The sequence below is a fragment of the Marinobacter sp. genome, assembly GCF_048269445.1.
GTDB lineage: Bacteria > Pseudomonadota > Gammaproteobacteria > Pseudomonadales > Oleiphilaceae > Marinobacter.
The window spans coordinates 61692-74365 of the sequence record NZ_JBLXIQ010000007.1; the positions used below are offsets into that span (position 1 = coordinate 61692).

The 12674-nt window shown below is 56.9% G+C and carries 15 protein-coding genes; 8 read left to right on the plus strand and 7 right to left on the minus strand.

Going from position 1 to position 12674, the window contains the following annotated elements:
• Nucleotides 1-76: 76 nt before the first annotated feature.
• The 5 genes from ACN0XM_RS15170 to ACN0XM_RS15190 all read left to right on the plus strand — a co-directional run bounded on the left by ACN0XM_RS15170 (nucleotide 77) and on the right by ACN0XM_RS15190 (nucleotide 2256).
• Complete coding sequence (locus ACN0XM_RS15170) at nucleotides 77-370, plus strand: hypothetical protein (protein WP_417567785.1); 294 nt, start codon at nucleotides 77-79, stop codon at nucleotides 368-370.
• A 103-nt stretch (nucleotides 371-473) separates the two neighbouring features.
• Nucleotides 474-695 (plus strand): hypothetical protein, encoded by a 222-nt coding sequence (locus ACN0XM_RS15175; protein WP_417567786.1) that lies wholly within the window; start codon nucleotides 474-476, stop codon nucleotides 693-695.
• Nucleotides 696-793: 98 nt separating this feature from the next.
• Nucleotides 794-1084 (plus strand): DUF1330 domain-containing protein, encoded by a 291-nt coding sequence (locus ACN0XM_RS15180; protein WP_417567787.1) that lies wholly within the window; start codon nucleotides 794-796, stop codon nucleotides 1082-1084.
• 76 nt (nucleotides 1085-1160) lie between these two features.
• Nucleotides 1161-1646, plus strand: coding sequence for an acyl-CoA thioesterase (locus tag ACN0XM_RS15185; protein WP_417567788.1), 486 nt, complete (start codon nucleotides 1161-1163; stop codon nucleotides 1644-1646).
• 40 nt (nucleotides 1647-1686) lie between these two features.
• Entirely contained in the window at nucleotides 1687-2256 is a 570-nt protein-coding gene (locus ACN0XM_RS15190) for an acyloxyacyl hydrolase (RefSeq protein ID WP_417567789.1), read from the plus strand.
• A 21-nt stretch (nucleotides 2257-2277) separates the two neighbouring features.
• Here the strand turns inward: ACN0XM_RS15190 and ACN0XM_RS15195 are convergent, their stop codons facing one another.
• Nucleotides 2278-3243: a 1-phosphofructokinase family hexose kinase gene (locus ACN0XM_RS15195; protein ID WP_417567790.1), complete on the minus strand. Its 966-nt coding sequence runs from the start codon at nucleotides 3241-3243 to the stop codon at nucleotides 2278-2280.
• A 151-nt stretch (nucleotides 3244-3394) separates the two neighbouring features.
• On the opposite strand from ACN0XM_RS15195, the gene ACN0XM_RS15200 reads away from it, so the two are divergent.
• Nucleotides 3395-3934, plus strand: coding sequence for a hypothetical protein (locus tag ACN0XM_RS15200; protein WP_417567791.1), 540 nt, complete (start codon nucleotides 3395-3397; stop codon nucleotides 3932-3934).
• Nucleotides 3935-3995: 61 nt separating this feature from the next.
• On the opposite strand, the gene ppsA is transcribed toward ACN0XM_RS15200, so the two are convergent.
• Nucleotides 3996-6398 (minus strand): phosphoenolpyruvate synthase, encoded by a 2403-nt coding sequence (ppsA, locus tag ACN0XM_RS15205; protein WP_417567792.1) that lies wholly within the window; start codon nucleotides 6396-6398, stop codon nucleotides 3996-3998.
• 224 nt (nucleotides 6399-6622) lie between these two features.
• Between ppsA and ACN0XM_RS15210 the strand changes: the two genes are divergently transcribed.
• Both ACN0XM_RS15210 and ACN0XM_RS15215 read left to right on the plus strand, forming a co-directional pair.
• Nucleotides 6623-7369 (plus strand): SDR family oxidoreductase, encoded by a 747-nt coding sequence (locus ACN0XM_RS15210; RefSeq protein ID WP_417567793.1) that lies wholly within the window; start codon nucleotides 6623-6625, stop codon nucleotides 7367-7369.
• A 19-nt stretch (nucleotides 7370-7388) separates the two neighbouring features.
• Nucleotides 7389-7781, plus strand: a complete 393-nt coding sequence (locus ACN0XM_RS15215; protein WP_417567794.1) for a hypothetical protein — start codon at nucleotides 7389-7391, stop codon at nucleotides 7779-7781.
• Nucleotides 7782-7933: 152 nt separating this feature from the next.
• Here ACN0XM_RS15215 and ACN0XM_RS15220 read toward each other — a convergent pair whose 3' ends face one another.
• From ACN0XM_RS15220 to ACN0XM_RS15240, 5 genes are all read right to left on the minus strand, one after another.
• Nucleotides 7934-8800, minus strand: a complete 867-nt coding sequence (locus ACN0XM_RS15220) for a pentapeptide repeat-containing protein (protein WP_417567795.1) — start codon at nucleotides 8798-8800, stop codon at nucleotides 7934-7936.
• Between the two features lie 21 nt (nucleotides 8801-8821).
• Nucleotides 8822-10000 carry a trypsin-like serine protease gene (locus ACN0XM_RS15225; protein ID WP_417567796.1) on the minus strand — a complete coding sequence of 393 codons (1179 nt, stop codon included), beginning with the start codon at nucleotides 9998-10000 and terminating at the stop codon, nucleotides 8822-8824.
• 647 nt (nucleotides 10001-10647) lie between these two features.
• A complete protein-coding gene (locus ACN0XM_RS15230) occupies nucleotides 10648-10809 on the minus strand; it encodes a CCGSCS motif protein (protein WP_417567797.1) in 162 nt (53 codons plus the stop codon).
• A 226-nt stretch (nucleotides 10810-11035) separates the two neighbouring features.
• Nucleotides 11036-11368 (minus strand): DUF3135 domain-containing protein, encoded by a 333-nt coding sequence (locus ACN0XM_RS15235; protein ID WP_417567798.1) that lies wholly within the window; start codon nucleotides 11366-11368, stop codon nucleotides 11036-11038.
• Between the two features lie 145 nt (nucleotides 11369-11513).
• A complete protein-coding gene (locus tag ACN0XM_RS15240; RefSeq protein ID WP_417567799.1) occupies nucleotides 11514-12635 on the minus strand; it encodes an App1 family protein in 1122 nt (373 codons plus the stop codon).
• Nucleotides 12636-12674 lie beyond the last annotated feature (39 nt).

Genomic DNA, 12674 nt, shown 5'->3' on the forward strand with positions numbered 1-12674 from the left:
ATGAACGACTCCCGACTTTTGTCAAAAAAAAGCTCGGACGGGCGGCGCCAGTGCGCAGGATCACCACAATAATCGCATGGCCGCTTTCAGGGCTCTTGAATTTGGCGCTAAAATTCTGCTTCTCGATTCTTTCAATAATATTTTCCTGATTCAGTTACTATGGTGTGTAGAAATGGGCGAAAGAGCCGACATTTCACAGGAGAATTTTATGAGCAAGAAAACCACAAGTAACTCAGTAACCACCGCCTCGATCAAGGAGCAGACCGCTGCTTTTCTGGAGGCTGGCGGGTCCGTTGAATACATTGTGAAAGGCAAAAGTGGACAGCTCCTCCCTGCAGCTGCCAAGCAGATGGGCCAAAAAAACCGCTGAGGGCCTTGGTCCTGGTCTCATCGCCTATCTCGCAGAGGAGCAGGACAACGACTCCCGGGTGCATGTCGTGCATGGTGAAAGCACGACAGCAACAGGTTTGCGCATGCTTCAGAGCAACCGCGACACCATCGTGATCGCCGTACATACTACCGAAGCCTTCGAAGACTACACCGGCTTCAGCCCTCAGAACCCGAATGCCACCCGCTATGCTCAAATTCTGTCTGATACCCTTGCAGAGATGAAACAGTCCGGAGAACTGGCGGAAATTCTGGAGCGTTATGGAATTACCGCAGAGCTGGCCGTTTCAAAAATCAAGAGACACTAGCTGTGGAGATATCGGTTCGGGAGCGACACTCGAATGCCCGGAGTGTGGCCACTGCCGACCGATGCCGAAAGACTCTGTATCAGTGAGCGGGAGAAAACATGACAGCCTACGTAATCGGCCAGATCACCATTAAAGACCCGGACAAATGGGCGGAATACCGGAGTCGGGTTCCCGGAACATTGGTGCCCTGGGGTGCCGAGCTTGTGCTTCGGGGGAAACGAGCGACGGTACTGAGCGGACAACACCCTCACACGGATACCGTCGTCATTCGCTTTCCGGACCCGGAATCCGTGGTCAATTGGCACAACTCCCCGGCGTACCAGGAGCTGGTTCCTCTGCGCATCGAGGCCGCTGATGTGGATTTGATCAGTTACGAGGCCGATGGTTAAACCGCCTCGTCCACCGGCTTTACGCCGCCGCATCTTTTGCGCATATACTGAATGGTCAAATAAAAACGAGAGCATTATGGAACTCGAATCTACAACACTCACCATGACCATTTTGATGACGCCAGATAAGTCCAACTTTTCTGGCAACGTGCACGGAGGCACCTTGCTTAAGTGTCTGGATGAAGTGGCCTATGCGTGCGCCAGCCGTTACGCAGGTACCTATGTCGTAACTCTGTCCGTGGACCAGGTAATGTTTCTTCAACCCATTCATGTGGGTGAATTGGTTACCTTTCTGGCCAGCGTAAACTACACAGGACGCACCTCAATGGAGGTGGGCATTAAAGTGATCACGGAAAACATCCGTGAAAAGCTGGTCAGACATACCAACAGTTGCTTTTTCACTATGGTAGCTGTTGACGAAAAAGGGAAAGCCGTTGAAGTGCCTAAACTGAAACCACGCACGGATGAGCAAATCAGGCGATTTGCTAACGGCCAGCAGCGTCGTGCGATTCGAGTTGAGTTAGAGGAACGTTATAAGGCTCTTCACCGCTCAAAAGCCTAGCAGCGAAGACCTTTCTCAAAATAAGCATAGGCTGCCAGTAATGGTTCTTTCTCACCATTCCTTTCATTTCGGGCTGCTGGCGATCGTCATCTGCTGTCTTCTCATTCCTGGCCTGGGCTACTCGGACGAGTTGGGATTACAGAGTCTCAGCATACGCGCACGGATTTCAGAGAAAACCTTGCTTGGAGAAGAGGCTCCGGAGGACTTTAAAGAATACGATGTGTCGGCGAACTTGCATCTGCCCTGGAATACCTACTCCACTTCAGGATGGGGTCTGGGCAGCCGTTTAATGGCGAGTGGCGGACTTTTGCGGGGAGCCGGAGAAAATGCGCTCGTCGTTTCACTCATCCCGGAATTGACGCTGGGTAGTGAGGACGGGCGTTTCCTGCTGGACCTGGGCGCAGGTGGCGCTTTGTTCAGCAGGTGGCGCTTCGGCACCCAGGATTATGGTGGGCCCTTCCAGTTTGCCCTGACCTCGGGCGTTACTGTTCCACTATATGCAAAGCTAGGGCTGGGATATCGGTTTCTTCATTATTCCGACGCCGCCGTTAATGGATCTGACACGATTGGGGCGGATTTTCACATGATCGAGTTCAGCTACCGATTTTGATGGTCATCCGTCAGATCAGGTTTAACATTGGCTGTTGCGTAGTCGCGTCACCTTAACCTCACCACGCAGCCGATTGACCGTTGCCTGATCGAACAGCTCGGTCCCCGGCTGCATCACCGTCGCTGCACTGCAGGCAATTCCCTCCCGTAACGCATCCTCGGCGGACGCGCCCTGCGCCAATAACGCCGCCATGCCGGCCACCATCGAATCACCGGCCCCAACGGAAGAGACCACGGGGACGGAGGGCGCTTCGCCCTTCAGGACACTGGACGGTGTCACCAGTAACGCACCCTCAGAGCCCAGAGAAACACACACCCAGGTCACGCCCTGCTCCTGCAAATCGCGGGCTTCCCGAACGATGTCCCGCTCATCTATCAAAGACCGCCCGATCAGCGTTTCCAACTCAAATCGGTTGGGCTTGATCAGAAAAGGCTGGGCATCGATGGCATGTCGGAGCAGTTCATCATGGGAGTCAACCACCGCTCGCCCTCCGGTCGCCCTCACCCGCCGCACCGCTTCCGCGTACAAGTCTGTCGGTAAACTCCGCTGTAACGAGCCGGTGATGATCCCCAGCCCATCGCCACAATGGGTCACAAACCGGTCGAGCAGACTTTCCCATTGTGTGGTCGACACATTGGGGCCGACACCGCTGACCTCAAACTGGGCACCCGTCACGCTCTCAAGAATGGTGCCATTGATCCGGGTTTCCCCGTCCACTTCCAGGTAGCTGACCTGGTCCAGCTGCGCATCGAGCTGATGACGCAGGAAGCGGCCGATTTCGCCGGCGACAACACAGAAGGTGCAGGCCTGGACACCCAGCCGTTTGAGGCCTCGACCGACATTGATTCCGTTTCCGCCGGGATCGTAGCGGGATTTCAGGGCGTGGACCTTCTGGTCCGCGATCAGGCGCGGGATTTCGTAGGTGATGTCCACCGCCGGATTCAGGCTTAGTACGGCCACGGGCAGTTTAGCGAAAGCGTCGTCCATCACTTGCTCCTGGGTGGCAACGACTCGCCGCCGCCAATCAGCGGGAGAATGATAATTTCATAGTACAGATGATGTCGATTTGACCTAAAATATACTAAGCAATATCCGTCTTTTTGGATACTGGGCCATGGAGTTCGAGGGGGGTACAACTATGGATATTGACCGCTTCATTGCTGACTGCATTGCTGCCAGCCAGGAGACCGATGCTCAAGCCGCCGTCAACGACGTCCTTGCCCGTGCAGTCTCTGAACCCGCGGCGGTACTGGCAGCGCTGGGCGAACCGGACAAGGCAGGCCTCAACGTATTGCTGAGCTCACCCACGCTGACAATATTCGCTGCCACCTGGACGCCACAGATGAATCTCATGCCACATAATCATCTGATGTGGGCCAACATCGGCATTTACACGGGCCGCGAGGACAATATTTTTTGGAAAAGGACGCCTGAGGGAATCAAGGCGTTCGGTGCGGAGGCCTTGTTTGCAAAGGACACCACAATGCTACGTGAAGATATCGTGCATTCGGTGACCAATCCGCTGCAGCGCTTTACGGGGGGCATTCACATCTATGGCGGTGACTTTTTTGATACCCGACGGAGCCAATGGAACCCGGAAACACTTGAAGAAGAGCCCTCTGATGGGGCCAGGATTCGTGACATTTTCCAACGCGAAAACGAAAGGCTGGGCCTGTAAGTCACAGGAGATTCTGCCGGCCCTGATGCGAAAAGTGGCGGTTTTGTGAAAGCATCGACTATCAAGCACTCCCGGATGATGTCAGGCGCGCCTCCACCGCAAGCACGTGGCGCGTTGTTTTGATGACGGTATCGGGATTGAGACTCATGGAATCAATGCCCAGTTCCACCAGGTATTCGGCCATTTCCGGGTAGTCAGAAGGCGCCTGGCCACACAGCCCGGAATGGATGCCGTTGCGGCGGCAACCTTCCACGGCCAGCTTGATCATTTCCTTCACGCCGTCATCCCGCTCGTCGTAGTCAAAGGCGACGATGTCGCTGTCCCGATCCACGCCAAGCGTGAGCTGGGTGAGATCATTGGACCCGATAGAAAAGCCATCAAAGCGCTGGGCAAACTGATCGATCAGGATGACGTTATTGGGTATCTCGCACATGGCATAGATCTGCAGGCCATTTTCCCCGCGCTTGAGTCCGAACTCCGCCATTTTTGCGAGTACCGTGTCCGCTTCCGCTACCCGGCGCACGAAAGGAAGCATCAGAATGACGTTGGTCAGTCCCATCTCCTCACGTACCCGTTTCATGGCCCGGCATTCCAGCCGAAAGCCCTCTTCATAGGCGGGGTGGGCGTAGCGGGAGGCGCCCCGGAAGCCGATCATCGGGTTGGCTTCCTCCGGCTCGAACGCAGCGCCGCCCAGCAGGCTGGCGTATTCGTTGGATTTGAAATCGGACAGCCGCACGACCACAGGCTTGGGCCAGAAGGCCGCCGCAATGGTGCCGATGCCTTCCGCCAGACGCTGCACAAAGAACGCTTCGCCGTCGGCGGCACCCAGGGTGAGCTTTTGGATGGCTTCCCTGGCCTTTTCATTGGCGACCCTGTCCGGATGCAGCAGAGCCAGTGGATGCGCCTTGATGTATTCGGTGATGATGAATTCCATCCGCGCCAGGCCCACTCCGTCGTTGGGCAGGAAGGACGTCTTGAAGGCGAGCTCGGGGTTTCCGAGATTGATCATGATCTCCGTGACCGGGCGGGCGATATCACCGACGTCGGTTTGTTCCCGGTGGAACGGGACTTCTCCCCGGTAGATACGGCCGTTATCGCCTTCCGCGCAGGAGACGGTGACGGTTTCACCGTCCGGGATGGCGGTGGTTGCGTTGCCGGTCCCGACCACGGCGGGGATGCCCAACTCCCTGGCTATGATGGCGGCATGGCAGGTGCGTCCGCCACGATTGGTAATGATCGCCGCTGCGGTTTTCATCACCGGCTCCCAGTCGGGGGTGGTGTTGTCGGCAACCAGCACTTCGCCCGGAATAAAGTCGGCGAGGTGGGCGGCGGAGGTGATGACCCGGCTGCGACCGGACGCGATGCGTTCACCCACGGCATGCCCGGTCACGATGACCTCGCCCTTACCGTCGAGGACATCGGTTTCCAGCATGTTCACCTGACGCTGAGAGGTAACGGTTTCGGGGCGGGCCTGAACGATATACAACTCGCCATCAAGTCCGTCTTTCGCCCACTCAATATCCATGGGCCGTTTATAATGCTGTTCGATACTGAGTGCGTAATCCGCCAGTCTGAGGACGTCGGCGTCGTCAAGGCAGAAACGCTCCCGCTCTGCCTTAGGGGTGGAGGTGTTACGGGTGGTGTGGCGAGTTTCGCCTTCCAGATAGACCATTTTCAGTGCTTTTTCGCCGAGCCGTCGGCGCAGCACCGTTCTGTGACCTTTCGTGAAGGTCGGCTTGTGGACATAGAATTCGTCCGGCTCCACAGCACCCTGGACAATGTTCTCCCCCAAACCGTAAGCCCCAGTGATAAAAACCACGTCTCGGAAGCCGGATTCCGTGTCCAGCGTAAACATGACCCCGGCGGAGGCGAGATCAGACCGGACCATCTTCATGACGCCGATGGACAATGACACCTTGAAATGGTCAAAGCCCTGATCCAGGCGGTAATGGATGGCGCGATCGGTAAACAGGCTGGCGAAGTCCCGGCGACAGGCGTCGAGCAGGCTCTCATCACCCCGGATGTTGAGGTAGGTGTCCTGCTGGCCGGCAAAACTGGCGGTCGGTAAATCCTCTGCTGTGGCGGAGCTGCGAACGGCGAGGCTCAGATCGTCCCCGTACTCTTCCTGCAGAATCTTGTACGCGGCGAGGATTTCGGCGGCGAGATCCCGGGGCAACCCGGCACCATAGACAATCTCCCGTGCGCGCTTACCTCGTTTGGCAAGATCCGCCATGTTGGTGGGGTCCAGGTCGTCCAGGGCCTCGTGCAATTTCTCCCAGGCGCCGGCTTCGTCCAGCATGTACCGGTAGGCCTCAGCGGTGGTCGCAAAACCATTGGGCACAGACACGCCCTGCCCCGACAGCGTTCGGTACATTTCCCCGAGTGAGGCATTTTTGCCGCCCACTAGCGGCACATCATTGTTATCGAGTTCGCTGAAAAACCGGATGTACTTGAAATCGTCCATGTTACTCTCCCTGTGACACGAGGACCCGATCCGGGCTCGTATTGGCTGCACATCGTTGCCACCAGGGCACAGCGATTCTCGTAGCCAACCAATCACCTTTTATCCAATATAGCCCCAACCGCAGGCACAAAAAACCCGGACAGAACTATTTTTCCATCAACTCCGATAGCATCCAATCATGTTAGTCTGAACACCAATTACCCTGACGGATCAAGGCATAAACGATGCGAAAGAACATTCTGATTACCGGTGCAAGTACTGGTCTCGGTGAAGGTATGGCGCGCGCGTGGGCCGCCAAGGGCTGCAACCTGGCGCTCTGTGCGCGACGGGCCGATAAGCTGGAGGCGCTGCAGCGGGAATTGCAGCAGGCCAACCCTGGTATCCGGGTTCTCGTTCGAGGCCTGGACGTGTGCGATTACGACCAGGTGTTCGAGGTGTTCCGGGGATTCCGGGGTGAACTGGGCAGTCTTGACCGGGTGGTGGTTAACGCCGGCATTGGCAGCTCCCAACCGATCGGGCGAGGACACTTTGCCGCCAACCGCCAAACCGCCGAAACCAACTTTGTGGCCGCCATTGCCCAGAGCGAGGCGGCTATGGAGATTTTCAGGGAGCAGAACAGCGGCCATCTGGTACTGATGTCTTCAGTCAGCGGCGTGCGAGGCTTCCGTGGCCCCCTGAACGTCTACGCCGCCACCAAAGCCGCCGTGGCCTCATTGGCCGAAGGCCTGCAATTGGATACCAAGGACAAACCGATCAACGTCAGCAACATTCTGCCCGGCTACATCCTCACGGATATTAACCGGGATACTAAAAATGCGCCCTTCCGCGTGGACCTCGACACCGGCGTCAAGGCTCTGGTGAAGGCCATTGAATCGGAAAAGCGCAGAGCCTATGTACCCTGGTGGCCATGGACACCGCTTAGCTACGTTTTGAAATCTCTGCCCTTCGGGATATTTTCGAGGGTCATGTAACCGGTCCGGAATCCATTTGATGATCAAATCTATTTCCCTGGCGGCACTGCTGGTCCTGTTATCAGCTTTCCTGGGGTTTCAATACTACATCACCTCTGTTCCCGACCTTGCTGAGCCCATTTCTGTCCAGGAAACCCGGTTCGTCGAACGGGACAACTCACTGCTGGTGACGCTGAGAGATCGCGAGGGCCGCCGCTTCACCGTGGGCTTGCGCGGAGACATCGCCAACAAACCGGAAGAGACCGCCCTCTTGTTCATTAACAACCCGGATCTGGTGCCCTATGTGTATTGGCCGGGTCTTCGCAGCAACGACGAGAAACGGGTTCTGGAGCTGCTTGAAGACTTGGTAGAAAACCGGACGCAGGCGGGTGCGGTGTTCCAGATTTATACGGTTCTGAAGAACCGGAACTAAACCCATAGGCCAACCCGCCGACGGAAAACCCGGACAGATTGATTGTCGTTGAGCTTTGCCATCGACGGGCAATGAAGTTGATCTCTCAATCGGCATGCTCACTGCGAATGCCGTGACAATTCCCCAAATTTACCAGGTTGGTCTGGCGTTCATCAGAAGAGGGCCTGAATTTCCTTGGGCTCAATGTCCAGCCACACGGCCGGGCGGCCGATCGCCCGGCTCAAATCCACACCGGTCAGATTGACATTGGCCCATTTCGAGCCGCCAAGTTTGGTGTTGCTGAACTTTGCTCCGTCAAACCGGGATTGTTCCTCACCCCAGACGACAAGGCCGCGCAGGTCTCCATTGTTAAAGTTCGTTCCCCGGCACTCGCAACCCGAGAGAAAGGCCGACTTGAAGCTTGAATGGCCGGCGTTGAAGTCAGAGAGATCCAGAGAGGAGAGGTTCATATAGCTGAAATCTATGTTGCCGATCCGCACCTCAACTGGCGTGGGAGCCGCATCCCGGATTGTGTCCAGTGCCTCCAGCGCGGCGACGATACTGAGGGGCCGTGACATCCGCGGGTCCGGCTCGAACTGGTTGCCATACTCATCCTTTCGCAGATAGGGTAGCCCGAAGTCATCTTTGGCATGCCGCCGTTCACCCACGGCTTGCCGCAAATAGCGGACTAAAATATCGACGGCGTCCTCGTGGTAGCCTGGAGACGCACCCTCACCGGAGCCTTGTTTAAGCGCTCGGATAAGGTCGATCCGGAGATTAATGGGGGTTTCGATATTCGCGAGCATGCGATCTGCCTGAACGATAAGTTCAATGGGGTTAGTAGCAATCTCCGTTGAAGCAATCGCTTCCGCCCCATTGCCTTCTCTGCCCCACTCCTCGACGAGTGGGATAATGACTTGGATCACGCCGAACACCCCACCGATAAAAGAAGCCATGATGGCAGCAACGACCCCCGGATTTTGCCAGATCGTCGGTTTTCTTTCCGGATTCGCACCGTCTTGCTGGTTTCGGCTGGACATCGGAGATGACTCCAGTGGTTCCTAGGGCCGTGGTTTGATACAAAGCGCCTGCCCGACGTAGGGCGAGTCGTGGGGCTGTCCGCCGCTGTCTAAGTCGAAGGCTCCGAGGTAGGCACCCGATGGACACCACGCCTTACCCACCCCATGGCTTTCTTGCAACCCGACCGGCCACCAGGCGGTGGAACCCCAGTTATTTATCGAAGGCGCGGTGTGACGGCAGCACAGTGCCTGGCCAACGATCGGTGAATCATGACCGCTAATCGCCCGGTCGCCGTCAAGGTCAAATTGCGTGATGTAGCTGCCCGGCGGGCACCAGGCGCCGCCGGCCTGGTGACTGCGGGGGCCCACCCGGACCCAGTTGCACTGGTTCCAGGCGGATGGAGCAGCTGCCGGGGCACAGCATCGCGCCTGGCCCACAACCGGCGCATCGTGGTCATCAAGGCTTCGGTCGCCGTCAAGATCGAACTGAGTCAAGAATTGTCCTGAGGGGCACCAGGCCGCGCCAGCACCATGGCTCTTTTGCGGCCCCACCGGGTACCAGCCGCAACTTCCATAGGGCGTGTCAGGCAAACCGGCTATCCAGTTGTAGCTGGTGTGCGTGGGACGGGTATTGGTTTCCGTTCCAATCCAGGAGATGACGGCTACCAGCCGCCCTGTTTGATCAAGCACCGCGCCACCCGAGTCACCGGGACAGGCGTTTTTCCCCGGTTGGATGAAACGCACCGCATGGGCAATGACTTCGGCGGTAGGCAAGGCCAGCCACCGCTTCTGCCTGGGACCCTTGCAATCGGTTCCGGTGTGGCCGTGCCCGACAAGCCAGAGTGTCTCCCCTAGCCGAGGCAGCACACTTGGGTCCTGGAGTGGGATTGTCGCCAAGCCCGTTGCCATGGTGTGGGCTGGCACGTCGAGGTCAAGCACCGCGAAGTCGTTCAGATTCCAGGTTGGCTGACTGTATTGAGGGTGAATACGCAACGTGCCGGGGATGGTGATGTTGGTCAAATAGACCGACTCGTTCACACTCGTTGCCGGGTTGTCGACCGGATGCACATCGGACAGCTTGAATTCTGCCCGGGTCTTGCAGGCGCCAAGCTTATCCCCGGGGCAGAAGCAGTGCGCCGCAGTCAGGACACGGGTCGGCGATATCAGCGTACCGGAACAGCCATCGACCCGGCCGACACCATCGTACAGGCCAGGATTCACCGGTGTTCCCACCGACAATGCCAAGGCAATGGAAGGGATCAAGAAGGATAGACAAGCAGCAAGAACTGAGAAAGCGCCAAGATTCCGCATGGGTTCCTCCCGTAGCGGGAATAGAACTGCCTAAAATCCAAGATAGGACATTCAACGACGACTGCATTGACACAGATCAGAAAACCGGGTGTACAAGACCAGAAAAACCTACTTAAGTAATATTAGCTGTGAAGGTATTTCGAGATGGGGTGCCCAGCCATAAAACTCTCTGACTTCATCCGAATCCATATGGGTGAGATTCTGCAGGTCTGGGATTACGACGCAAGAACGATCCTGCCCAATCCCGACCTGTCACGGGAAAAACTCAGAGACCACGTCGAACAAATCCTGCTGGGTATAGTGGTCGAGCTGGAGCGCCCACCGACCAGATGCGCAGGGAGGTGGAGGTCCAGTCAGCCCGGGGCCATAAGCGATTCTTCGAGTATGTCTATGCACCAGTGATCGACGACAAAGGAATGGTGGAAGCGGTATCCAAAAAAGAATACAGCATCCAAAATTGTTAGGCCGATTAGCAAAAGCGACATCAGATGGGATTGACCTGCCCCGGATCGGCTATCCGGGGCGTGTTATAGAGCTTCAAGCGATGCGTGCCCCGGTTACGAGCAGGAACCGCAGCAGGTACCCTCACCGTGGTTGCCCTTCTTCGGAGAGTCATCCGGGCTCGCCTTGGCATTCTTATTCGAATCGGCCTCTTCCGCCCGTTTGGGCTCCTCTTCTGTATCGTCTTTCTTAAAAATGTTCAGAAATGACAGTGCCATTGGTCGCTCTCCTTGTACTATTAGTAGTGCCGTTAATTAAACATTCATACTGAATGAATGTATATTGCCATAAAGTTTAGGCCAAGCGCTATTATTTCTCGTCACGTTATCCGTGGCTGGTTTTTATCAGTACGAGATTCCGATGGAAGGCAGTCTGGCAATTCATGCCGAGAAGGGCTTCTTGGCAGGTAAGCAGGGAAACCGGGGACACGATAACCTGGAATCACTAATCCACAGAAGACGGGGACCGTCGGAAGTGCAGGACTCGGGCGTTTGATGGTGCCGATGGTTCAGAGGGGCGCTGCTGACAAAGCAGGGCCTGCTGCAGGCCGAGCAACGAGTCATACATCATGGTCTGAATATCCAGCAGTGCCTTCATCGGACTGCCGGCTACCCGGCGCCGGGCCTCGATCACAAACTGAATGCCCCGCAGCCTGCGTTGATTGCTGACCGAACTGCAGCGAATACAGTCTTCGATCAACGCCGAGCGTAAAACCTCAAAGCCTTCAGGGTCGCGCTGGGCCAGATCCCTCAGCTCATTAAAGGTAGGCAGTTCCATAACTTTCCTCCTTCCCTGGATTCAAGTAATCAACGCAATACCACCCGAATTTTCAGTTGCCGTAAACCGCGCTCCACAGCCTGGAAAGGAACCGGTTTTCTTGACCGACTTTCCTGGCTGAAAGAAAAAACCGGTATAGATTTATTTAAGCCCCGCTGGTCTTGGTGTCAAGTTCTTCACGTACCGCATTCACAGCACAATCGGCAATAAGCCCCTCACTGGCAGCATGCTCGGCCATCGCCGCATTGTCGGCCGCCAGTATCAGGTCACAGCCCGCCTCGCGGGCCTCACGGGCGAGCCTGTCGATGGCTTCCGAACGTGCCCGGGTGTTGCTGACATCGCGAATGTAAATACCCAGTATTCGCCCCGGATGTTCCCGCAGAATGCGGCTGTAGACCTCGGGGTCTCGCTGCCCGGAATCACCGACCAGAATAAACCGCATGTCAGGGTACATACCGAGGATATGGCGAATCGCGTCCAGCTTATGATCCCGGGCCCTCCGCGGCAGCAGACTGCCACGCTTCATACCCCACTCCCGCAGGATGAGGATCGGACCATGGGGAATCCGGTTGCGGCGAAAAACCTCCACCAGCACCTGATAGATACTCCAGGGAGCCCTGGAAACATAAAACAGGGGGTTTCCTTCGTCATCATCGCGACCGGCATGGAAAGCCTGGTACAGGGCCGGCACACCGGGAAAAACCGTACGACTCTCGGCACCCTGGGCAAACAGGCGCCACATCATCATGGCGGTATTGGCGACGCCAGTATAAACCACGGTATCGTCAATATCGCTGATCACGCCGAAGCGGGCGCGGGGCAATGGGGTATAGAACTCGCCGATGGTGGCGGCACGCTCGTCGGCGGGGCTGTCCAGTGACAGTTCCATCTCATGCCAGGAAACATCCGACGGCATGGTGCCCAGTTCCATATCCACGTGGAAAAACCCGTGCCGGTCGGTATGAACGACGGTATTGGTGTCCTTGTACCGAATCCGGACGCGGGCCCCGACGATCGGCTTGCGCAGCAGTCTGCGGATCAGGTCGATGAGGTCGCGGCGCAGCAGGTCTTCCCGCCAGGATGCTCCGAAACCCGGCTGCCGAAAAACCCGCCCCATCAGGAACAGCCGGTTGCGGGAGCCGTAACCGCGGTAGGCCTGGATAAACAGTCCGCCCCGACCACTGTCGCCCTTCACCGGAGCAGCCAGGATGTGGAGGCCCCGGCGAAGCGACCGCGCATAACGGTGCAAACAATTCTGAAACGACATCAATCCCTCATTCGGCAGAAATAAATTACTGCACCCGCG

Coding starts and splice junctions, on each gene's coding strand:
- ACN0XM_RS15170 (WP_417567785.1), top strand. CDS start 77: ATGGCCGCTTTCAGGGCTCTTGAATTTGGCGCTAAAATTCTGCTTCTC.
- ACN0XM_RS15175 (WP_417567786.1), top strand. CDS start 474: ATGCTTCAGAGCAACCGCGACACCATCGTGATCGCCGTACATACTACC.
- ACN0XM_RS15180 (WP_417567787.1), top strand. CDS start 794: ATGACAGCCTACGTAATCGGCCAGATCACCATTAAAGACCCGGACAAA.
- ACN0XM_RS15185 (WP_417567788.1), top strand. CDS start 1,161: ATGGAACTCGAATCTACAACACTCACCATGACCATTTTGATGACGCCA.
- ACN0XM_RS15190 (WP_417567789.1), top strand. CDS start 1,687: ATGGTTCTTTCTCACCATTCCTTTCATTTCGGGCTGCTGGCGATCGTC.
- ACN0XM_RS15195 (WP_417567790.1), bottom strand. CDS start 3,243: ATGGACGACGCTTTCGCTAAACTGCCCGTGGCCGTACTAAGCCTGAAT.
- ACN0XM_RS15200 (WP_417567791.1), top strand. CDS start 3,395: ATGGATATTGACCGCTTCATTGCTGACTGCATTGCTGCCAGCCAGGAG.
- ppsA (WP_417567792.1), bottom strand. CDS start 6,398: ATGGACGATTTCAAGTACATCCGGTTTTTCAGCGAACTCGATAACAAT.
- ACN0XM_RS15210 (WP_417567793.1), top strand. CDS start 6,623: ATGCGAAAGAACATTCTGATTACCGGTGCAAGTACTGGTCTCGGTGAA.
- ACN0XM_RS15215 (WP_417567794.1), top strand. CDS start 7,389: ATGATCAAATCTATTTCCCTGGCGGCACTGCTGGTCCTGTTATCAGCT.
- ACN0XM_RS15220 (WP_417567795.1), bottom strand. CDS start 8,800: ATGTCCAGCCGAAACCAGCAAGACGGTGCGAATCCGGAAAGAAAACCG.
- ACN0XM_RS15230 (WP_417567797.1), bottom strand. CDS start 10,809: ATGGCACTGTCATTTCTGAACATTTTTAAGAAAGACGATACAGAAGAG.
- ACN0XM_RS15235 (WP_417567798.1), bottom strand. CDS start 11,368: ATGGAACTGCCTACCTTTAATGAGCTGAGGGATCTGGCCCAGCGCGAC.
- ACN0XM_RS15240 (WP_417567799.1), bottom strand. CDS start 12,635: ATGTCGTTTCAGAATTGTTTGCACCGTTATGCGCGGTCGCTTCGCCGG.